At 35.5% G+C, this 23,466-nt stretch carries 19 protein-coding genes; 11 read left to right on the top strand and 8 right to left on the bottom strand.

All coding sequences use genetic code 11. From position 1 onward, the window contains the following. Positions 1-66: 66 nt before the first annotated feature. Positions 67-3,120, bottom strand: coding sequence for an efflux RND transporter permease subunit (locus tag C9J51_RS01040; protein WP_107274791.1), 3,054 nt, complete (start codon positions 3,118-3,120; stop codon positions 67-69). Positions 3,121-3,123: 3 nt separating this feature from the next. Next, entirely contained in the window at positions 3,124-4,221 is a 1,098-nt protein-coding gene (locus tag C9J51_RS01035) for an efflux RND transporter periplasmic adaptor subunit (protein ID WP_045039485.1), read from the bottom strand. 191 nt (positions 4,222-4,412) lie between these two features. Between C9J51_RS01035 and C9J51_RS01030 the strand changes: the two genes are divergently transcribed. Both C9J51_RS01030 and C9J51_RS01025 read left to right on the top strand, forming a co-directional pair. Beyond that, a complete protein-coding gene (locus tag C9J51_RS01030) occupies positions 4,413-5,018 on the top strand; it encodes a TetR/AcrR family transcriptional regulator (RefSeq protein ID WP_045037656.1) in 606 nt (201 codons plus the stop codon). Between the two features lie 137 nt (positions 5,019-5,155). Next, on the top strand, positions 5,156-5,566 hold the full coding sequence (locus C9J51_RS01025; protein WP_045039457.1) for a YgiW/YdeI family stress tolerance OB fold protein: 411 nt from the start codon (positions 5,156-5,158) through the stop codon (positions 5,564-5,566). Between the two features lie 63 nt (positions 5,567-5,629). Here C9J51_RS01025 and yidA read toward each other — a convergent pair whose 3' ends face one another. Beyond that, a complete protein-coding gene (gene yidA, locus C9J51_RS01020; protein ID WP_045039458.1) occupies positions 5,630-6,439 on the bottom strand; it encodes a sugar-phosphatase in 810 nt (269 codons plus the stop codon). Positions 6,440-6,659: 220 nt separating this feature from the next. Here yidA and C9J51_RS01015 point away from each other — a divergent pair, with 220 nt between their 5' ends. From C9J51_RS01015 to C9J51_RS00995, 5 genes are all read left to right on the top strand, one after another. Then, positions 6,660-7,661, top strand: a complete 1,002-nt coding sequence (locus C9J51_RS01015) for a glycine betaine ABC transporter substrate-binding protein (protein WP_045039459.1) — start codon at positions 6,660-6,662, stop codon at positions 7,659-7,661. A 291-nt stretch (positions 7,662-7,952) separates the two neighbouring features. After that, positions 7,953-8,681 carry a response regulator gene (locus C9J51_RS01010; RefSeq protein WP_045039460.1) on the top strand — a complete coding sequence of 243 codons (729 nt, stop codon included), beginning with the start codon at positions 7,953-7,955 and terminating at the stop codon, positions 8,679-8,681. A gap of 77 nt (positions 8,682-8,758) precedes the next feature. Further along, positions 8,759-10,210 (top strand): ATP-binding protein, encoded by a 1,452-nt coding sequence (locus C9J51_RS01005; RefSeq protein WP_045037651.1) that lies wholly within the window; start codon positions 8,759-8,761, stop codon positions 10,208-10,210. Between the two features lie 13 nt (positions 10,211-10,223). Further along, positions 10,224-11,480 carry an ABC transporter substrate-binding protein gene (locus C9J51_RS01000; RefSeq protein WP_045037650.1) on the top strand — a complete coding sequence of 419 codons (1,257 nt, stop codon included), beginning with the start codon at positions 10,224-10,226 and terminating at the stop codon, positions 11,478-11,480. Between the two features lie 34 nt (positions 11,481-11,514). After that, the gene (locus tag C9J51_RS00995) at positions 11,515-12,174 is read left to right on the top strand and encodes an alpha/beta hydrolase (protein WP_045039486.1); all 660 of its coding nucleotides are present in this window, start codon (positions 11,515-11,517) and stop codon (positions 12,172-12,174) included. A gap of 43 nt (positions 12,175-12,217) precedes the next feature. On the opposite strand, the gene C9J51_RS00990 is transcribed toward C9J51_RS00995, so the two are convergent. Both C9J51_RS00990 and C9J51_RS00985 read right to left on the bottom strand, forming a co-directional pair. Then, a complete protein-coding gene (locus C9J51_RS00990; RefSeq protein WP_045039461.1) occupies positions 12,218-12,850 on the bottom strand; it encodes a lipopolysaccharide biosynthesis protein in 633 nt (210 codons plus the stop codon). Between the two features lie 700 nt (positions 12,851-13,550). Next, positions 13,551-14,414 (bottom strand): glycosyltransferase family 2 protein, encoded by an 864-nt coding sequence (locus tag C9J51_RS00985; RefSeq protein WP_107250290.1) that lies wholly within the window; start codon positions 14,412-14,414, stop codon positions 13,551-13,553. Between the two features lie 24 nt (positions 14,415-14,438). On the opposite strand from C9J51_RS00985, the gene C9J51_RS00980 reads away from it, so the two are divergent. Genes C9J51_RS00980 through C9J51_RS00965 form a run of 4 tightly spaced genes read left to right on the top strand, consistent with a single transcriptional unit; the run spans position 14,439 to position 19,982 of the window. Then, the gene (locus tag C9J51_RS00980) at positions 14,439-16,229 is read left to right on the top strand and encodes a WecB/TagA/CpsF family glycosyltransferase (RefSeq protein ID WP_082301446.1); all 1,791 of its coding nucleotides are present in this window, start codon (positions 14,439-14,441) and stop codon (positions 16,227-16,229) included. Beyond that, positions 16,229-17,395: a polysaccharide biosynthesis/export family protein gene (locus C9J51_RS00975; RefSeq protein WP_107274789.1), complete on the top strand. Its 1,167-nt coding sequence runs from the start codon at positions 16,229-16,231 to the stop codon at positions 17,393-17,395. Before C9J51_RS00980 ends, C9J51_RS00975 begins: the two co-directional genes overlap by 1 nt. Further along, positions 17,389-18,714, top strand: coding sequence for a GumC domain-containing protein (locus C9J51_RS00970; protein ID WP_045039465.1), 1,326 nt, complete (start codon positions 17,389-17,391; stop codon positions 18,712-18,714). The genes C9J51_RS00975 and C9J51_RS00970 overlap by 7 nt, the downstream gene beginning before the upstream one ends. After that, positions 18,678-19,982 (top strand): O-antigen ligase family protein, encoded by a 1,305-nt coding sequence (locus C9J51_RS00965; RefSeq protein ID WP_107274788.1) that lies wholly within the window; start codon positions 18,678-18,680, stop codon positions 19,980-19,982. Before C9J51_RS00970 ends, C9J51_RS00965 begins: the two co-directional genes overlap by 37 nt. On the opposite strand, the gene C9J51_RS00960 is transcribed toward C9J51_RS00965, so the two are convergent. Genes C9J51_RS00960 through C9J51_RS00950 form a run of 3 tightly spaced genes read right to left on the bottom strand, consistent with a single transcriptional unit; the run spans position 19,930 to position 23,181 of the window. Then, the gene (locus C9J51_RS00960) at positions 19,930-20,955 is read right to left on the bottom strand and encodes a glycosyltransferase family 2 protein (RefSeq protein ID WP_164838143.1); all 1,026 of its coding nucleotides are present in this window, start codon (positions 20,953-20,955) and stop codon (positions 19,930-19,932) included. The two genes, C9J51_RS00965 and C9J51_RS00960, sit on opposite strands and share 53 nt — an antisense overlap. After that, positions 20,942-22,237: an RraA family protein gene (locus C9J51_RS00955; RefSeq protein ID WP_045037641.1), complete on the bottom strand. Its 1,296-nt coding sequence runs from the start codon at positions 22,235-22,237 to the stop codon at positions 20,942-20,944. The genes C9J51_RS00960 and C9J51_RS00955 overlap by 14 nt, the downstream gene beginning before the upstream one ends. Then, positions 22,234-23,181 carry a KpsF/GutQ family sugar-phosphate isomerase gene (locus C9J51_RS00950; protein ID WP_045039469.1) on the bottom strand — a complete coding sequence of 316 codons (948 nt, stop codon included), beginning with the start codon at positions 23,179-23,181 and terminating at the stop codon, positions 22,234-22,236. Before C9J51_RS00950 ends, C9J51_RS00955 begins: the two co-directional genes overlap by 4 nt. Positions 23,182-23,466 lie beyond the last annotated feature (285 nt).

Here is a 23,466-nt window from a genome sequence, read left to right as displayed (position 1 = left end):
TATTTACGGTTATAAAAAAGGGAGTGCACATCAATGATGTCACTCCCTTTTGTTTTGTGGTGCTAATTAAGCTGGTGGTGTTTCTTCTACTTTAACGCGGAACAATACCGCATACAGCAGTGGAATGACCACTAATGTTAGGATTGTTGCGAATAACAGACCGAACATAATTGTTACTGCCATACTCTTAAAGAATGGATCTACCAGTAACGGCGCGACACCTAAAATAGTCGTAAATGCACCTAGCAATACTGGTCGAGCACGACTAAGCGCTGAATCAATAATTGCCTGATATGCTGTTTTACCTGCGGCTATTTCAACATCGGTTTGGTCAACCAATACAATCGCATTTTTCACCATCATACCGATTAAGCTTAGGAAGCCTAGAATTGCCATAAATTCAAATGGCGTTTGGAATATCACTAAACCTACTGTTACACCCACTAAAGCAAACGGTACGGTTAGCCAAATCACTAATGGTTGACGCATCGCGTTAAACATAAAGATGACAGCTAAAATCATAGCGGCAAAGCCGTAAGGGGCAGAGCTAGCAAGACCTTCGTTTGCGTCATTAGATGCTTTATATTCGCCATACCATGTCAGTTCATAACCGGGTGGTAATTCAATCGCTTCAATTTTCCCACGTAGATCATTAAATGCATCCGCAGTGAAAACACCCGGTGCAGGATCTGCCTGAACCAGAATAGTTGGAATACGATTAATACGACGTAAGATAGCATCTTCCCAAGCAACGTTTACTGACTCAACCAATTGGCTTACAGGAATTAACCCATTAACCATATGGCTGTAAACTTCAGTATTTTCAATTGCACGTTCATGAGTACGCTCATTATCTGGTGCACGCACGACGATAGGGATTAAATCATTACCTTCACGGTAAACACCAATATTGCGACCGGTTAATGTTTGCGCAATGGCTTGGCTTATTTCTTGGTTAGTTAAACCAAAACGTTGTGCCTTTTCAGTTGAGTATATTGGCTTTATTACAGGAACTTGCTGGCGCCAATCATCTTGAACCGCGATCAAATTTGGATCACTTAGCATGATAGCTTTAGCTTGCTCTGCCAGATCACGTAATACCTTGCTATCTGGGCCTTTAAATCCTGCTTCGATTTTTTTACCGCCGCCGCGACCTAGCATGAATTTCCATACTTTGATTGATGCTTCAGGGTATTTAAGGTCGAGCTCTTTTTGGAGTTCAACTAATAATGGCGCAATATTACGGTAATCATCAATATCGATCAGCAGTTGACCATAGCTTGGGTTTCGAGCTTCTGGTGCATAGGTCAGCATAAAGCGTAAGCCGCCACCACCAATGAAGCTTGAGATATTACTGATACCTGGTTTTTGTTTAACGTCTTTCTCAATGTTAGCAATAAAGGTTTGTGTGTTTTGAATATCAGTACCTTGTGGTAGGTACACGTCCACCACAAATTGCGCACGTTGTGATTCAGGCATAAAACCAGGAGGGACAAATTTTACGCCCCAGATAGCACCAATAAGAGTGGCAACCAGTAATAAACCGGTGGTCTTACGGTGAAGTAATACCCACGATAATAAACCTTTGTAGCCATTGACTACTTTGCTTGGTTTATCGGCCTCTGTTTTTACTTTAACTTTTAAGAATTGGTGACACAGTAATGGAGTAACCGTTACGGCAAACAACCAGCTTAGAAGCATAGAGTAAAGGATCACCCAGAATAACGATCCTGCGTATTCACCCATATCTGATGGTGATAAACCAATAGCACTGAATGCACAAATACCAACAACGGTACCGCCTAACAATGGCCATTTAGTTGCATTAACGACTTCTGGAATAACCACTTCCCGATCTTCGTTATTTTGCAAACGAACTAAAATACCATCAGTAACAACAATCGCGTTATCAACCAGCATTCCAAGGGCAATAATCAGCGCACCTAGAGAAATACGCTGCATTGCAATGTTATCCATTAGCATGATGCATAGCGTACCCGCAACGGTGAGTACCAAAACAAAACCGATGATAATGCCTGAACGAACGCCCATAAATAGCAACAGTACGATAAATACAATCACTACTGCTGCAATTAGGTTATCAATAAAGTTCGTTACTGAATCACGTACAGAATCTGATTGCATTGAGATAACATTCAGTTCCATACCTAAAGGGCGTTGGCTTTCTAATTCAGCGATACGTGCTTTAACCGCATCACCCATATCAACAACGTTACCGCCAGTGACATTTGAAATACCAAAACCAATCGCACGTTCACCGTTATAACGCATTAACATTGATGCGGGTTCTTGATAGCCACGCTTGATGGTTGCAATATCTTGAAGATGTAATACGGTGTGATTATCACCAATACCCACTTGAAGATTTTTTAGGTCATTAAACGAGTTAACATTAGGTGTTGGCATTACAGGAATGCGCATGCCATTGGACGTTAAACTACCAGCAACAGTAACAATATTTTGTTTTTTTAGTACGGATAGAACATTCTCAACTGAGAGTCCAAATTTAGCTAAACGCTCACTGGTGAACTCAACAAAAATGGTTTCTTGTTGTTCAGCTAAGGTTGCGGTTTTAGCAACACCAGGAACAAGTACCAGCTCACGACGTAAACTATCTACATAATCAGATAGTTGTTTGTCAGTGAAGCCTTCACCTGTTACGGCAAAGAATAAGGCATAAACATCAGAGAAATCATCGTTAACAATAGATGGACCTGCGCCTGGAGGTAATTGACGCTGTGCATCAACAACTTTCCGACGTAGCTTGTCCCATACTTGTTGAAGGTCGGCTTGGCTTTTTGCAAACTCAAGTTTAATTTCGACAGTAACTTCAGACATGCCTTGTTTAGACACTGATTTAACTTCTTTCAGTTCTTGCAATGACTGAACAGCACCTTCAATAATATCAGTAACTTCATCTGACACTTCTTGTGCCGTTGCACCCGCGTAAGGTGTGATAATAACGGCTTGGCGAATAACAAATTCAGGATCTTCAAAACGGCCTAATTTTAGATAGCTGATATAGCCACCAATTAGAATGATAGCAATCATTACCCAAACACTGGTGCGCTTGGCTATGGTATAGCGAGCGATATCCATTTCTTACACTCCGTTTTGAGTAGTATCTGTGTATGGGCGAATTTCCATACCATTTTTTAGTTTTGATACGCCAGCAATAACAATACGCTCACCTGCTTTCAGACCAGAAGGCACAGTAATACAATTTTTATTGATAGTGCCCACCTTGATATAGCGTTTTTCAACGATGTTATTACTGCCAACAACCCATACAAATTGTTGGTTTTTATTGTCAGGTACAACGGCTGTTAATGGCACCGTTAGTGGGCTGTTATTTTCTTCTGGGCATTCAGTTAAGCTTGGCGAAACTTTCACTGACATACCCGGTAAGATATTGAGCCCTTTAAGATCATCAAGCCCTAATACAACCGAGAATGTTTGTGTAATCGGGTCGGCTTGGGTTGAGTACGTACGTAAACTTAGTGGTAATAAATGCCCTGGAATATTGTTAATCTCAGCATTGGCTTTATCACATTGCATGCCGGTTAACATTACAATGTCAGGAATGTTAACAACGACTTCTAAATTATCCAGGTTATGCAACGTTAATACTGATGTATTTGCTTGAATTTGAACGTGATTATCAATTAGCTTGCGACCAATAATACCTGAGAAAGGGGCCTTTAATTGCGTGTAAGCAAGCTGGTTTTTTGCTTCTTCAAGTCGATTTTGAGCTAAGTCGTAACGCGTTAGAAGCTCATCAAGATCACTTTTAGAAATAGCTTGTGAGTTTTCATAAATAGATTTACCACGTGAGTAATCTTTTTTAGTGTTATTCAACTCTAGTTGCGCTGCTGAAAATGCCGTTTGCGCATCTTTAGGATCTAATTTAGCGAGTAATTGACCTTTATGTACTTTGTCGCCTTCATTTACAAAAATATGACTCACACGGCCACTGACTTGAAATGATAAATCAGCGCGTTCAGCTGAACGAATAACACCATTAAAGCTTAAGTTAGTGTTTGTTTGTGGCGTTACAATTTCAGTTAACGCAAGATTAATGATAGGTGCGGTGACAGCTGCTTCTTTTTGACTGTCGCATCCTGACAACAGCACTACCGCTAAAGATAAACTCACCGCCATGGCCAGTTTATTAATTGTTAACGATGTCACATTGGACATTGCTGAATGAGTTTTCACCGTGTTCTCCACTATCATTAGATTGATTAATCATGTTCATTGCTAAAACAGCAAACTTAGACTGCATTCTAGTGATAAAAATGAGATTGTAAACTACACAGTGTACTTTTTTATTTCAGATTGTTAGACTGCGCTCATAAACTGAAATAAAAATATATGGGAACCGGGTAAGGATGAAGCAAACTGAACGTAAGCACTTAGCAATTATTGAAGCAGCCAAGGCCGAATTTATAACGCATGGTTTTTTAGCATCGAATATGGATCGCATCTCAACTGAAGCTGCGGTCTCTAAACGGACGCTATATCGTCACTTTGAGAGTAAAGAAGTGTTATTCGTTTCAGTATTGACCATTATTCAAGAATCGGTAGCTGAAAATGTTCGGTATGAATACGATCCTAGTAAAACATTGACTGAACAATTAACGGCAATCACGAGCCGTGAAGCCGATGTGTTATATACAACTTATGGCATTCCGTTGTCGCGCACAATTGTAATGGAATTTTTACGTCAGCCAGAATTGGCATTAAATTTGATTAAAGATTTATACAGCACAAAAGCGATTACAGATTGGTTTCAACAAGCGATTACGGCCGGTTGTATGGTTGATAAAAATGTAATGTTATTAACGAATATTTACATTAGTTTATTTCAGGGACTTCTTTTTTGGCCGCAAGTGATGAATATTTCACCTAACAGTGAAGGTAAAGAGCTTGAAGATAATATTGAGACGATAGTGTCGGTATTTTTAGCGTCGCATATGATCAAAGAAAAACCATAATATTTTAAGCTGATTGTAGTCGTTATGGTGATTCGATAATACTATTGTCGAAAATAACTGCTTAGCGTTATAATTTAAATCTTAGTTGTATTCGAGATATTTTAATCTCATAGAATAACCCTGTGGAATATAGACAAATGAAAAAATTACTTGCAGCTTCAGTTCTTGTGTTTTCATCAATGTCAGTAATGGCAGCACCGCAACCAACCCAAGGTGGTTTTAGTGGTCCACATGAAGCCGCACCCATGACTCAAGATCAAGGGGGATTTAATGGCCCTAGTGCAACCCCTGTATTAAATACAATAAAAGAGGCATCGCATGCTGATGATAATGCAGCGGTGGAGCTTACTGGTTATATTATATCTTCAGTTGGTAAAGAAGATTATATGTTTAAAGATGAGACGGGTGAAATAAAAGTCGAAATTGATAATAAAGATTGGCGTGGAATTACCGTAACACCAACTACAAAAATCACTATTCGTGGTGAAGTAGATAAAGACTGGACTGTACGAACTATTGATGTTGATTCTGTTGTTCTTGCTAAATAATGAATAAACAGTGTCACAAAAAGAAGCCAGCATTATTGCTGGCTTTTTATGATTTATTATTAATTATGCATTAATGATAAATTTTTCAATCACTTGTGCAACACCACTATTATTATTGGTATCAGTAATATAGTTAGCAATCGCTTTGGTTGCTTCGGTAGCATTACCCATAGCAACACCTAAGCCTGCAAATTCGATCATATGATGATCATTACCCGCATCACCCATCGCAATCACTTCATCTTGTTTAATATTTAAGAAATCAGCGAGTGCTTTAACGCCGACACCTTTGTTGCTATTGGTGTGCATAAATTCAAGGAAGAACGGGGCACTTCTTACAATCGTATATTGCTGATAGAGCGTTGCAGGTAATTGAGCAATTGCCGCTTCAAGGCGATCTTCTTCATCAATGATCATCACTTTCATGATTTCTTCATTATCATCTAATTCAGAGAAGTCAGCGAGGGTGATAGTTAAACCATTAATTTTTGCTTCGTGATCGGTGTAGTAATTATGCTCAGGTGTAATCAAACCCTGACGACGAGAGAATGCATGGACATGAACACCAAGATCTTGGGCAATAGCGGCAATCGCTTTAGCATCACTACCGATAAGTGTTTGGCTTCGTACGACTTCTTGACTTGCAACACGTTGTATTAAAGATGCGTTATATGATAATACAAAATCATTATCGCTATCCATATTGAGCTCTTTTAGTGCCCATGTCATGCCTTCAATAGGACGACCTGACGCTAACACAACATAAGTACCTTGTTCGCGCGCAGCAGCAATAGCTTGTTTATTATGTGCTGAGATTGTGCCATCTGAACTCAGTAAAGTGCCATCCATATCGAGTGCAACTAATTTGTACATTGTTATTGTCCATTACTAATGAATATAGGGACTATGATAAGCAATATACGTGATGAAAACGATACAAAGTCGTATTTATCTTTAAACGTTATTATTCATACATATATATATGTTCAGTATCGATAGTTTTTGTTATTTCTTTTTGGTGTTTGATATTAAGGTTGTTTAGACTAAGCGCATAGAAAACACATCTAAATTATCCTAGAGAAGGAATGTATTGATGTTCAAGCAATTTATAGTGTCGATTGTATTATCAGTGATAGCATTTAGTGCCCACGCCGTTGAATGTGGCAAGGTAACCATTGCAGATATGAATTGGGACTCTGCGACATTTGTTGCCAATGTGGATAGTTTTATTTTACAACATGGTTTCGGGTGTAAAACACAACTTGTACCCAGTGAAACCGTCCTCGCGGCAAAGTCTATTTTGATGCAAGGCAAGCCAGATATTATTCCTGAGATAAGGCGTAATGCGTTACAAGGTGGGCTTGAACATGGCATTGAAAAAGATAAGATTAAATTTGTTGGAAAGGTGTTGTATGAAGGTGGTTTAGAAGGTTTTTGGGTGCCTGAATACATGGTAGAAAAAGAGCCGTCACTGGCAACGATAGAGGGAATAAGAAAACATGCTTATTTGTTTAAACGGTCGGATCTTGGTAATAAAATGCCTTTTTTTAATTGCTCTCCCAATTTACGTTGCCAAAATGCGGTGAAGCATTTGTTTACCGCCCTAAATCTGAAGCAAGTGGGATTTGAACTAACACCCACCGATAATGTCACTGGTTTATCCGGATCGATTGCTCACGCGTATGCTAAAAAATTGCCTTGGATTGGGTATTATTGGTCGCCAACGGCGGTACTCGGTTTCTATAAAATGGTACGGATCGATTTTAATTCAGGCACTCACCGTGAATATTTTAATGAGTGTATAGATAAACCTGTGTGCAAAAACCCTAAAGTGACGATGTTTCCTCCTCATGTTGTCGATACTGTTGTTACGACTCAATTTGCTCAGCGAGCACCAGCTATTATTGACTATTTAGCGGCACGACGTTTTTCAAATCAAGATATGAATCAATTAATGGCATGGAAAGTGAGTCACAATGCTAATGGTGAGCAAATGATGGTGCGGTTTCTTTCTCAGTATGAATCGCAATGGACACAATGGGTTTCACCTCAAGTGGCGAATAAAGTACGACAAGCACTTGCGGATAAAGAATAATCGTCAAGTGTTTTTGACGAGATCACATTGGCTGATATTAAGATAAAGCAAAAAGAGATAGCGTTTATTATCGATGTTTTTTTCTACAATTGAGCGTATTTATTGCGATTAAGATAGCGGTTGGGTCACGAATATTGGCATATATCCTGACTTTTATCATTATAGATGCTCAAATGGAGAGTTATTTAAGACCTACAGTGTTTGATTGTTGTTACTGTTGCTGGATTAAAACGTTCGAGATAAGTAATAATATTAAAATAATAAGTCATGTATCGGTGAGGGATGCGTAAAATGGGGGCAACCAAAACAGTACTCGTTGTCGATGATGATCAAGAAATTCGTGAATTACTTGATGAGTATTTAACTAAAAATGGGTTTGATGTTATTACCGCTGCGGAAGGCGAAGAAATGAAACGGCGTTTAGCAGCCGGCTACCCTGATTTGATTTTACTCGACGTTATGATGCCGGGTGATGATGGTTTTACGTTATGCCAGTATATTAGAAAAAGTTCAAATGTACCGATTATCATGCTAACCGCTGTGTCTGATGAAATGGATCAGATTATTGGTCTTGAAATAGGTGCTGATGATTATATTGCTAAACCATTTAGCCCTCGACAATTATTAGCACGCATTAAAGCACTATTAAGACGCATTAAACCAACAGAAAGTCAGCAGCCCTTAGCCGAAGCTCGATTTATTCTTTTTGCTCATTGGCGGCTTGATACCACCACGCATTGTTTATTTGATCTTGAGAAAAAACAAGAGTTTGAATTAACTGGCGGCGATTATACATTATTGATGCTGTTTTTATCGCGGCCACAAGAAATACTCGATCGCGATACAATTTCCTATGCTACGCGAGGGCGAGATACCTTACCTTCAGAGCGAGGTATTGATGTCGCTTTAAGTCGCTTACGGCAACGATTAGGTGACAAAGGACGTACTCAACGTTTAATTAAAACCAGTCGCGGCAATGGTTATATTTTTACTGCTGATGTGATCTACGAAGACGCATAACATAACAATAATGACGTTGGATAAAGTGTGATCGCTTGTATAGGCATCACACTTTTTTACTATATGGATAATGGTCAATGAATTGGAAAGTGTTATATCCGAAATCATTAGTGTCGAGAACATTGTGGTTAACATTATTAGCGGTGTTTTTGGCGCAAGTGATTGCGACGGGTATTTGGTATACCCAATCAAAACAACGTGATTTAGATGGGCTGCAATCTACATCTGCAAGCATGGCAACCATGTTTGCCTCAACGGTAACTTTCTTTCAATCATTACCGATGCAATACCGTCATATTGTATTAGATCAATTACGTAATATGGGAGGAACCCGTTTTTTTGTTTCTTTTAATGATGAAGAAATTCGGATTGATCCTATCGCAAATTCAGAACAAAAACAGATGGCTGTATCTGTATTTGAAAAAGTGCTACATCAAAAATTGCCACGTTTGTCGACAATAAAAGTTGAATTTTCCCGTCCTGAAACGTTACACGTACTTAAGAATGATATTTTATTGAGCGATTTGCCTCGGTCATGGGTTCATAACACTTTAAGTTTAGAGCCTTTAAATCCACCGATTTTAGTGGTACAGATTGAATTAGAAAAAAATCAATGGCTCTATATTGCAGCATTGCTTCCCGCGCCTTACATGAACTTAAAAGATGAAGTGATCACTCGCCAACAAATGTTATTTTTGGTGTTTATTACCGGATTGTTGTTAGTGTTCACCTACATCATGGTTCGACGCCAAACCAAGCCATTAAAACAATTGGCAGATGCTGCTAATGCGTTAAGTTTAGATATTTATCAACCGCCTCTTAAAGAAGAAGGGGCGACGGAACTGGTAATGGCAACGCAAGCTTTTAATCGAATGCAGTTACGATTACGTCGTTATATTGAAGATCGAGAACAGTTGTTTTCATCGATTTCTCATGATCTAAAAACCCCCATTACGCGATTACGATTACGGGTTGAACTTATTGATGATGATAAAAAAATAGATAAATTTAACCATGATCTTGATGAATTAGAGATGATGGTAAAAGGGGCATTACAATGTGTTAAAGACACTGATTTACACGAAAATATTGTCCCAATTGATTTAAATCTGCTTTTAGCCAGCATTGCTGAGCGCCATAATCATCGGGATATAAAAGTCACATTGCCCACATTGATCATCGCGCCAATTATGGGCAAAGAATTAGGGTTAAAACGTTGTTTAAGTAATTTAATTGATAATGGCGTGAAGTATGGTCATCAGGTGACGGTCGCGGTGATCGATAAGCCGGATAAAATTATTATGACAATTACGGATCAAGGTAAAGGTATTCCTGCATCTTCATTATCGGCGGTATTTGAACCTTATTTTCGTTTAGCGACAGATGCTGATGGTCACGGTTTAGGAATGGGGATTGCACGTAATATCATCCATGCTCACGGTGGTAAGTTAATAATTAAAAATGGCTTAACACAAGGGCTCATTGTGGTGGTGGTGTTACCGCGTGTGTTGCCCGTTGCATTAGCTTAAGGGAAGAAAAATCATGAAACTAGCGTATTTGATATTAGCCGCAGCAGTATCTTGGCTGCCAGCAACATTAGCGCATGCATCGGGACAAGTTGAAGTATTGCATTGGTGGACGTCAAGCGGTGAGGCTAAATCAGTGAAAGTACTCAAGCAAATGATGGAGCAACAACACCACAGTTGGAAAGATTTCGCGGTGGCTGGTGGTGGTGGGGAAAGTGCGATGACCGTATTAAAAATGCGTGCAGTGTCAGGCAATCCACCCACTGCGGCGCAATTGAAAGGTCATGATATTCAAGAATGGGGACGTTTAGGGTTTTTAACATCCCTTGATGACGTCGCTTTGCAAGAAAATTGGGATAATGTTTTACCACCCGTGGTCGCTAATATCATGAAATATAATCATCATTATGTAGCGGTACCCATTAATGTTCATCGCGTTAATTGGCTATGGGTTAATCCTACGGTATTTAAAGCTGCTGGAGCCACTGTACCAACGACGTTAGCTGAATTCTTTGTTGCCGCCGATAAGATTAAAGCGGCAGGATTGATCGCGTTAGCGCATGGGGGGCAACCTTGGCAAGATGCAACCTTATTTGAAAGTATTGCGTTAGCAGTATTAGGTTCAGCTGATTACCGTAAAGCCTTTGTTGATCTTGATATGACGGTGATCAACAGCAATAAAATGGTAGATGTCTTTAAGCAATTTAAGCGGATGAAAGCGTATATTGATCCAGAAGCGGGTGGGCGACATTGGAACTCTGCCACTGAAATGGTTATTAATGGTCAAGCCGCGATGCAATTTATGGGGGATTGGGCGAAAGGTGAATTTGCGCAAGTAGGTAAAATACCGGGTAAAGATTATTTATGTGTTCCCGCACCGGGTACGCAACACCAGTTTACATTTAATATTGATAGTTTGGCTTTTTTTAAATTAAAAGGCACAGAAGTCGATAATATTGCGCAACATGATTTAGCTAAAACCTTATTAACGCCTACTTTTCAGAAGATATTTAATCTGAATAAAGGCTCGATTCCAGTACGATTAGACATGGATATGTCAGCTTTTGATCAATGTGCGCTCGATTCAATGCAAGCCTTTAGACAAGCATCATTATCAGGGGATTTAGTGCCCAGCTTTTCACAAAATTTGGCGACGACCGCCGATGTTCAGTCTGCGATTGTTGATGTTGTGAGTGAGTTTTTTGACCAAAAAGATCCTGATCCTAAATTAGCGCCATCTCGACTTGCGCGAGCAATAAAATCAGCGATATAGTGACAACGGTTTATATAAGGATAAGAACATGAATATAACTTATTTACCTTGTGTTGAAGTAGAACCCACTGTTGAGGCGACTGCAAGTGTTATCTGGTTGCATGGCTTAGGCTCTAATGGTCATGATTTTGAAGCATTATTACCAGAATTACAGTTACCTGCTGATATGCCTATACGATTTATTTTTCCGCATGCCGCGTCTATTCCTGTGACTATTAATGGCGGTGTTGTTATGCCTGCATGGTATGACATTATTTCATTGGATGTGGCACGCAAGCTTAATGTTGAACAACTTATTGATTCTGCTCAATCTGTTATTGATTTGGTTGAGAGAGAAATCAGCCGTGGGATCGCCTCTGAACGGATCATTCTTGCTGGATTTTCTCAAGGAGGTGCGGTGGTCTATCATGCAGCACTGAGCTATTCCAAACCATTGGCTGGGTTACTTACGCTATCAACGTATTTTCCAACGGCGAATATTATTCAATACAGTGAATCAAATCGCCAACTTCCGATTGAGATTATGCATGGCCGCTATGATCCGGTTGTGGTACCTAAATTGGGTGAAATGGCTCGTGATGATTTGATAGCGGCAGATTATCATCCACAATGGCGAACCTATCCAATGGAACACCAAGTGTGCATGCCTGAAATTCAAGATATTGCACAATGGATAACAGCACGCTTAAGCTAGAGTTTAACAAGCGGATAAATGATGAAAACCTATTTATCCGCCTTTAATGGGGGAATGGAATAGTGATTGTTTTGTAGATATTGAACCATGTTAATAAAAATTGAATACATTTAGATAAACAAAAAGATAATGCTGCGCCAGTCACTCCCCAATAATATGAAAATAAAGAAATTAATAATAAGTGAATAATACCTGATGAAAGGGTTATTGTTGAAATTAACAGCGTTCTTTTTTCGTAAAATAAATAGTTATTGATCATCAAATACATGCCACCAAATATTTGACCAAGAAAAATAAAACCCACAATATTGTTACTTATCATGTAATTTTCACCTGCGATGAATGTAATTAAAGCAGAGCCATGAAAAAAGAAAAATATTGATACGGCTAGTAATAAAACAAAATAAATATAGGTTAAAACCCACAGTTTATTTTTGATGCTTTCGTTGTTTTCATTTAATTTTTCAAATAACCACGGGTAATAGCTTTTGTTGATAGCATCAAACACAAAAATAAAAATAGTGCTAATTTGAAATACAACAAGATATGATGAAATAGTAGTAAGACCAAGGATGCCACTAATAATGAATTTATCGGCACCGACTAAGATAAAAATGCCAATTGAATGGGGAACTAATGGAAGACCTACCTTTAGAATATCTTTTATTATTGACATTGATACACGAGAGAAGATAAGCCACTTGTTTTTGACAATAACAAATATTGAATACAAAAAAAAACCGTAGAGATAGCCAATAAGGCATAAACTCTAGACTCTATTTTATCGTGTAATAAATAAAGTAGTATCAATGTAAACAAGGAAGAAAGTATCACATAGCAGGAGTTATAAATTGAATATTGATACGCTTGTTTCCTCATTTGCCACTGCCATAAACAAAATTGAATAAACAGTTGGGCTATAGCGATGATGAGAGCATAGATTAACCATGTTTCTGGTAGTGATAATACTTCAGAAATAAATGACAAGTTAGTTAATAATAGTAACGTGAAAAATGAAATAGAGAAGATCAGTATTATAAGACAGCCACTATTATAGTGTTGAATGTCTTTATGTGTAGTCTCTTTGTCAAAAAATTTTATATTTGAAGCTTGAAAAACATTTAAGTGTATAAAGGATAATAAACCAAAAATTAACGTTTGGAACAATACTATTTGACTATATTCTGGAGCAGAAAGAAAGCGAGTTAAAAAGGGCAATAGAAAGAGTAATGATAAACCATTTAAAATATTGGATATTAAATAAGCTGATGATTTTTTCAAAAAAGACGTCATAGAATATCCTATTCTTATATGATTTCTTGTTTTTACAATACTAATATCAAGCAATATTAATACCAAAAAAAGCATTATTTAATTTATTTTCTAAATTTGAAAAAAAACAATTTTATTCGATACCATAACTGTCGTAAGGATGCGAATTTGTATCGACTTCGTGTCGTTATTTTTATTTTTGAACCAGTTATGTTTGCAAATTGCGACCTAAATTGTTTTTCCCATTGCTCGCCATATCTTTTTGCAAAGCATTTTTCCATCTCTGCCTGTGCTTGGCAGCGATATTCATACGCTGATTCATCCGCAAGATTTAATTTATGTACTTGATTTGTCTTCCAATGTACCCATAGATCACGTGATACAACAGCAGTTAATCCATTATTTAACGCTATGTGCTGAAGCTCAATATCGATACCGTGTCCCCTTTTTAAGTCAGTATTGAAATAAGCGGCATGTTTTTTGTAACAGATAGATAAAAGCTGGTGCGAAACTAGAGTCATAATAGGTTGAGCGGAATAGACAGAACGATAAGGTATGTTGTGATGGGTTAGATCTTGGTGAGATTGTTCTGGACTGATGGTTTCAGTTTCACCACCGATAAGAGAGGCCATCGCAACACCAAAAGATCCTGATAGCTCATCAATAACGTGATTACAAATGGACAGGTAGTTAAGCGTTGGATCAAGTCCAGCACTGGTCGTTATCAATAAATAGTAATCAGAAGGACGATAAGTCATAAGAAATTTGAGCGTCGTGTTTGCTTGCCCAGAAAAACGGACATTAAAAGGCAGTGATAAATTGGTTGAAAGTGCTGGTGGCGCTTTATCTGAACCATTATCAACAACAATGATGTGATCTGGAGAGAAGTTATTCTTAATTAGAATGTTGTACGTCTCATCTGCTTGCTCTGGAAGATTATAGTTAAATATAACACATTGTATTTTCATTAATTATTATCCATAGGTAGCGTTATGAATAGAGTGATGAGTAGAGTGATGATAGTGGATGTATCCTTACTCGATCGTTTAATTGCATTGCTATACAGTGTAGTTAGTTTTCCAGTATGGGTTTGTTATGCAATTCAAAACTATAATCATTGTGGACGATTATTAAGTCGATATGAATATTGCTGTGGGTTTGATTATCGTTTTTGTCAAACCAGTCGATTGGCGAGATTATTGGCAGTTGTAAGAGGCGAATTACATCTTATCGGATTTTCGCCAAAAATTGCTTATAGTAGTGACAATAAGTCTGTAGGTGCTTTTTCTGCACGAGATATACATGAAAATTTAGGCATTACTCCACCGGAATATCATCATTTAAGTGATGATATGGAATTGAAGATGTACTGGTGGAAAAAGATGATATATCCGCTGTTATATGCGTATTCTTTATTGTTTAAAGTGACACATAAGCCCATTAATCAGCGAATAAAATGGTTTGGTATTGAGGTCTTTAATGGTCAACAAAGTATAGCATTAAATATAATTAAACAATTGATTGTCGCAATACCTAAAAAAAACCCAAGCCTAATTGGTTATGTTAATGCTGACTGTTTAAATAAGCTTAAAGATAGCGATAAGTACCGTAAAAACTTAGCTAAATTTAATTTAGTACTACCCGATGGGGTTGGACTTAAATGGGCGTTAAAACTTAAAGGTATTTTGCCTGGTGATAATATCAATGGTACCGATTTTAGTCCTAAAATTTTAGAATTAGCAGCACAAGAAAATTGGTCAGTATTTTTTCTTGGCGGTGAAGGGGATATTTCAAAAAATGCACTCGCTAAATTTAAGAATGTGTATCCTAATTTAAACGTTGCGGGCAGCCATCATGGTTTTTTTAATGAAGATAAATTAGTTATTGATTATATTAATAAATCAAAAGCTCAAATTTTATTTGTTGGATTTGGATCACCCCTACAAGAACAATGGGTTGTTGATAATTATAAATATTTATCAGTTAATATTGTTATTTGTGTGGGAGGGATGTTTGATTTTTATGCAGGGAAAGTACAACGTGCGCCTCTATTGATTAGACAGGTTGGTTTTGAATGGTTATATAGATTATATCAAGAACCAAAAAGGTTATGGAACCGGTATATTGTAGGTAACGCTAACTTTATTTTTTGGAATGTATCACATGCATTAGATATTCGAATGTTTTGTTTGAATGTTTGTTCTCGAACTATTGATGTAGTTATCTCTTTTATTGCACTTATTATATGGGCACCCTTCCATATTATTTTGTACTGTTTATTATTTATTACAGAACGAAGAAATCCAATCTTTAAGCAGGTAAGAGTTGGGAAAAATGGTCAACGGTTCATTATGTATAAATATACAACAATGGACAGTGATATTATTTTAGAAGAAGAAGAATTTAAACGGTATGTGAGTGATGGAATCAGATATAAAAACAAATCAGACCCAAGAATAACAAAAATTGGATTTTGGTTAAGAAAGTTTTCTGTTGATGAGATCCCTCAATTTCTTAATGTATTAAAAGGTGAAATGAAACTGGTTGGGCCGCGACCTGCTCTAGACGAAGAAGTTGAAAAATATACTCAAGTCCATAAATTACGCTTGCTCGTTAAACCGGGAATGACCGGGTTATGGCAAATATCTGGTCGCTCTGAGTTATCATGCAAAAAGCAATTTGAGCTAGACTTAAACTATGTGATGACTCGAACGATAATGCTCGATTTAACTATTTTAATAAAAACTATTCCAGCAGTATATAGTGCTAGAGGGGCTATGTAATGAAATATATTACTATTTTATTAATAATTGGCATGCTCTTAGGCTGTGGTAATAGACAGACAATAGACAGTTATAGTTCAACTAATTGTTTAAATTATTGCAATGAAAATTGTAACTATAATTCAGACCAAGAATATACAAATAGTAATATATATGGAAATATTAATAATAATGTAGATAAGATTTCGAATAAAAATGAAATATTATCGTCAGGTGATGTGTTAAATATTAATATTCTTAATAATGTTACATTATCTAAAAATTATATAATTAAATCAAATGGCAATATTTATTTACCATGGATTGCCCCGATACAGGCTGAAGGGCTATCTATTGATGAACTAAATGAAAAGATATTATCTTCTTATATAGCTAATGATATTTTCAAAAAGAGCAGTTTTTATCCTATCATCACTGTTATAAAATATGCTCCGATTTCAATAAAAGTTAATGGTGAGGTTTTTAAACCTGGTTTTATTATTATAAATAAAAATGATCCGCTATTAAACCATTACAAAGATTTAGGTATTTCTCATACAGAGGATAAGATGCTTACTTTAGCGATTAAACTAGCCGGAGGAATAAAACCGACTGCTGATATAAAAAATGTCAGATTAGTGCGTAATGGTATTAGTTATTCAATTGATCTTAATGGCGTTTTAAGCGATGGTGGCTTTAAAGATATTCCTTTAGCCAACGGTGATGAAATTTATATCGGATCTTCATTATGTGTTGATGCTGATTTAATTCGAGTTTCAAAGATAACGCCAATTGGTATTAAATTATTCTTATCTAATACAACAATTCCCGCAGAAAATAATAACTTAAGTAATATTAATCGGGATACGAGAGAGATGCCTTATGGATCTCGGCTTATCGATGCAGCCTTTGGGGCTAATTGTATGGGAGGAACTGAGTCAACAAATAGTGATCGGGGTGTTTTATTAATAACATCACTTAATAATAATGATAATTTAGTGGCATTAAAAATTAGTACATATGATTTAATTAAATATAGAAATAACCCACATTATAATCCTTATTTAATGAATGGAGACAAGATGGCTTGTTATGATTCAGGTATGACAAATTATTTGGCGATTATTAAGTCATTAACTGAAACATTATTGCCAATTACTCTTATGCATGGACTAATAGGATGGTGATTAAAGCATTAAAATATAATATTTTGTTTTTAATTATAGGTTTTACTTTTATTTGGGGAGTACTTCTTGGATCTTTAGTATTAAAAAATAAATATGAAGGTCGATTAACGATTATTTTCCCATCTTCTCAATCAGATACACGGCTAAAGTTATTAAGTATTGGTGAGATGACAACGAATAATAAATCTATTTTTTCTAATATGAAAATAGATCCAAAGGAAACATATAAAGAGATTATCATGAGTAGTGAATTAAGAGCTGGCATTGCTCATGATCTTGATTTACTATTAGTTAATATCCCTGCTCCAAAAATTACGAACGTACCTCAAACACCATTAATTAAAATATCTATGATTAGTGATCATAAGAAAAACTTGGTATTAATGTTAGATTCATTATTATATAACTTAAATAATAAAATAGAAGATCATAGAACTAAATATATTGAGTTTAGAAATATATCTAATAAAAATAAAATTGATAATTCTAAAGTTGAGATAGACTTGTTAACAGAAAAAATAAAAAACATTAGGGTTGAATATAATCTATTACATGATAATTCTAATGACTATTATTCTGAAAAAATATTTAAGCTTGATGATGTTTTTCGTAATAAGAAAATTGAACTTATATCATTAAGAACAAAACTAGAACAGTTTGAACACGTTTTAAAATTAACAGCAGAAGAAGCATCATTGGCACTATATATTAATTCAGATTATATTTTAAAGCGACTGTATCAAGAAAGAGCAGAAGTATCATCAAAACTGTCATTATTAGCTGCGGTTAGTGGGGCGAATAATCCTGACTTTAAAAATATAAAAGAAGAATATCGCCAATTAACAAACAATATAAATAATAGACTGTCTTTTTTAAATAAAGGCTTAAATGACAATAATACAAAAAGATTAATTCTGAATATAGATATTGATGAACGTTCTGAAATATTTAAAATTTATGTGATAAACAAAATAGAATATCAAACAGTAGTGAATGAATTTAATCAAATTGATATTGAGATAAAAACATTAAAAAATACATTAATAGAGATGTTAGATAAACAAAATCAATTAGAAATGTTAACTAAAAAGCTAGAACTCCATGAGGCTATATATTTTTCTAAATTAAGTAATGAGCAAGCTTATATTGATGATGCTGAATATATTTATCCAGACATTCAGTTATGGGAAAAGGCTAAAATAGTAAATGAAAAAGGAAAATACACGCATATAATAATTATTATTATCGGAATTGTTGCAACTATTATTTGGATTGTTATTTTATGTCTATTTTACAAAAAACAACATTTAAAAATATAGATGAAAAAATAATATATTACACTATAGTGCTTACTTATCCATTGTATTTACTTGGTGGATTATATTTAGTCGGACCTGTTTTAGGTTGGTTTTTATTATACCATGCAGTAATGATTATGCTTAATAATAGAGTTGAAATTAATTATTTAGCAATGCTTTGGTTGTTTTCAATATTATTGATTGAAATTGTTGTTGTTATTGGATCGTTTAATACTGGTCATAGTCTCTTAATGACAATAAAATCAACGATTGGTTGGGCTAAAGGATGGGCATTAATTGGTGTTTTTATTTTTATCGGTGCTATTTTACCTATAAGGTATTATATATTACAACAAGCGGTAATTAATATATTATGGCAAAGTTTATTAATATCACCACTTCTTATTATTGTGGCTTTTCTTGATTTTCCAACGTTGCTTTATATTTCACCTTTGAAAATATTAGGAGGTGGAGGGGAGCAATTTTTTAAAGTGTGGTTATACTGGAACGATTTAAATACGGGTTTACCTCGATGGCAATTATTTGCACCATGGTCACCAGCCTTAGCATTTTATGCATTATTAGCACTATCAATTATTTTACCAAGAGATTCTGATCGGTTAAAATATATTGCTATTTTTTCTTCTATAACCTTGATATTGTTATCTGAATCTAGAGCTGGAGTAATAATATTACTCATATTATTATTTGTTTATTTTGTTAGTTATTTTTTTGATGTTATTTATATTTTAGCTATGATGCTTGTTTCTATTTTGATCTTTGGGGTTTTTTCGGAGGAAATAATTGGAGGGGTAGTAGATTCAATCAATTATATAAATAATATGCGTTCAAAATCTAGCATGATAAGACAGACATTAAATGATATCGGTTTATATCGTTGGTATAATGAATCCTTTTGGTTTGGGCATGGAAATGTTGAACGAGGACCTCATATTGTTCAATTTATGCCAATAGGCAGTCATAATGCATTTATTGGGTTACTGTTTATAAAAGGAATTATAGGTTTGTTGCTTTATGTTATTCCGTTAGTAATAACTACTGTCTATCTGTTTTTTAAGAGTTTTTATAAGCGTGATTATCTATCTGGTTTTTTTGTTATTCTTATTTTCTTTATGTATTCATTTACTGAAAATATTGAAATATTATCGTATTTGATGTGGCCTGGATGGTTGTTTATTGGAATGTCATTAAGAGCATGTTCTTATCGCTGTGATCTTAATGCGATTGACTTTGAAGATAACGGCCAAGCTTTTGTTGTGCGAAAGTGAAGAGACGATGAAAAACCGTCTTAGGTAATATAATTAGGAGTAGACTAGATCCTAAAGTAACAATTGTTCTCGTTGGCTCTTCAATTAATATATTAGGATAGATCCGTATAGCTTTAAATATGTAACAAATAGATTCTTTCTTTTTGTTTTTTATTATAGCCCAACGTGAAATATATCGTAACTGATAAGCGAGTGCTTTATGTCTATATTGTTTAATTAGATTGGGGTTATAGTTTCGTACTTTAGTGTTCATTTTTAACCAATTTAAGAGTTGTTTTTTATAATCAGACGATAATCCTTGAATATTTATTCGATAGACAGTTAGTGGATAAGCTAATCCTTTCATTTTTAGATTTGTGATGGTAAATAGCCGCATCCAACATTCAATATCTTCAGATTGGGTTAATGATTCATCAAAAAATTGCATATCAGAATGGTGTTTTTGACAATAAAAGCCAATTTTTTTTAAGACGACTGTTTTAATCACGGCTGATGATCCATTGCCGACAGGATTTCGGCAATAAAGATCACTGATTGTGATGTTATTTATTTTAGGCGTCTGTTGTAGGTTAATGGATTTATTATCCATGTTTATTAGTTTCGATTGACTATAACTCATCGACACATCAGAATTTAATTGATGTAAATAATAATGGGCTTTTAACTTATCTTTATGCCACAAATCATCGCCATCTAAAAAAGCAATAAACGTGCCTTTAGCATGACGAATACCAGTATTTCGAGCGCCACTTAGGCCTCGGTTTTCTTGCTCGATAAGCCGAAATCGATCATCTTTTTCTATAAATTGTTTGCATATATTAACGCTGTTATCTTTACTGCCATCGTTAACCATGAGCACTTCAAAATTTGAGAAGCTTTGCACTAATACCGATTTTAAGCTATCACATAGATACTCTTCTACGTTGTAGATCGGTATTACAATCGAAAAAAAAGGAGCATTAGAAGAAGCCATATTTCGCCACCAATTCATCAACATGAATATCATTGGATATGTCATTTAAAATATGTCGCTCATTACGAGTGAGTGTAAGAGCCCGTTCAATTACTTGGTGTTCGACTTGTTGAGGTACAATAACAATGCCTTCATTATCGGCATAGACCAGACAATTGGGCTCAACAGTTACATTATCAAGCGTAATTGTTTTGTTGAAATGTTCAACCACCGCTCTATTTTTAACATCTTGGCAGTTATAGCCTTTAGAAAAAACAGGATAATTGAGGTTTGCAACATTCTGGCTGTCACGGGTGACACCATCAATAATGGTTCCGATAGCTCCCGCTCTAATTGCTAGATTTGCATTTAATTCACCAAAATAGGCATAATCTGAAATTTCATTTTCAACAATAATAATGTCATTAGGGACAATATATTTATAGGTATTTAATGCATTGTAAATACCTGCGGGTGATTCGTCTTGGTGTTTTTTACGTAACTTTAATGTTTTCGCACGGCCAAAAATTTTAGTCGGGGTATAAGGTTTAAGTTTTTTTATGACTTGGTTTGGGTAACCGAGTTCATCTAATATATCTGACAATATTGCACTCGATATTGATGCTGAAATATTTTGTAATAAGTGATTTTCTTGTTCTCGTATTCCAGCAGCAATGAGATTGGCTAGTTGAAAATCTTCAGCCCAATTAACATCAATGGCTTCTATTGGTGTTGCGTAGATAAGGTAAGGATTATTACCTATACGTCGTTTTAATGTAAGCGCATGGTCACGATACATAATATACATACCCATGGTTTCTATGATCGTATCATTCAGATCGACACTATTGGGTATATGCTCAATATCATAACTAGGTTGGTTATTATTCCATAAATATTGTTTTTCTTTTTTTACCATCACGGCGCTGTCATATGCTGGGTTATTTATCAGTGTTGCTAAGGTATCTTCAATGGTTTTAATTTCAATAAATGGGCTTGTGCATAGTACTTGTAAATAAATGTCAGCATCAATATGTGAAACTTCATTTAAAAATAAAGCATTACCATCGGTTGTGTTACTGGCTAGCTGAGGTTCTCGTTTCATGATGTGAATAGGAAGCTCGCTAGCGATATCTATAAATTGCTCGCTATCAGTATCAAGCCATACCTCATCAATAGATGGACACTTTATTAGTTTTTCTAACATATTGATAAATAAAGGCTTACCATCAAGTAATTGACTGTTTTTTGATGGTATGCGATCACTATTACCTTTTGCTGGAACAACTGCGACTATTTTCATATTTTCTTCCTGTAAATACGAGTGTATACACCTGAGATATGCTGCGTGTTGTTATGATATACTATAACAATAGTATTAATATTGTGTTGTTGCATAAGTTGTTCTGCATCATGTACTGTATGATTGTCATTTAAGGTTATTGGATTGACCGACATGATTTCTTTTGCTGGAATATTTTGCCAATGATGAGGGTTGTGAGAGATGGCGCGATTAAGGTCGCCTTCGGTAATTAGACCTTGGAGTTGTTGTTGACTACCGACTAATACACAGCCCTGATGACCTGATAATAATTGAGATAATACCCGTTGTAATGGGGTATCTGTATTAATAATAGGTACTGATTGCAACTGAGTTTTAAGGGGTTTTAATGCATTTAACCCTAAGTTGCCATGGGGATGATTGTTAGCAAAAATAGTCTTAGAAAAGGCATGATAGTTAGCAATGGCAATAGTGATAGCATCACCCATGACTAAGGCACAAGTTGTTGACGATGTTGGTAATATGTTGTGTGGATCTGCTTCTTTTGATGATCCCGCAATAAGATTCAGATCAGCTTGCATAGCGACACTATTAGTATGATTTCGTGTTAGCGTAATAATTGGAATATCTCGACGTTTGAGTTGAGATTGGAGTGCGAGTATTTCCGCTGTTTCGCCAGAGTTAGAGATTAAAAAAGCCAGATCATGACGGTTTAATGGTCCTATATCACCATGCATGGCCTCACTTGCATGAAGGAATGTTGCATTAATGCCGAGGCTTTTTATTGAGCTGGTAATTTTATGAGCAATATGACCTGATTTACCGATACCTGAAAATATAATTTGACCACTTTGACGGTGGATTAAATCCATTAGAACGTCAGATTGTGTTGCCGTTAACTGGCGCTGCATATCTTGAAGTGCATTAATTTGTAACGTTATTGAATCTGATAGTAGTGAGTGCATTATATTGTTTGCCTTAAATTTGATTATTATTCTTAAAAATAAGCAAATATTAAGCCAAGAGCATAATACATTATTTATCTGTCATAGTATCAATGACTAATACCGTTTTTTATTCTATGGATATATTTTTATTAATAAGAGCTGAATTTATTATATATAATATTCATTTTGCTTTGCTTTTTGCGAAAATGCACAAAGGAATATTTATTTCGTTGAGAATATAAAGTTATTTAGTTAATTCATATTGTTAGAATAAGTCGAATCACTGAATTAAATATTGATAAT

Origin of the sequence: Photobacterium iliopiscarium (assembly GCF_003026395.1) — a bacterium.
GTDB classification, from domain to species: domain Bacteria; phylum Pseudomonadota; class Gammaproteobacteria; order Enterobacterales; family Vibrionaceae; genus Photobacterium; species Photobacterium iliopiscarium.
The sequence above is the reverse complement of the archived record's forward strand: the minus strand, read 5'-3'. Positions and strand labels throughout refer to the sequence as shown.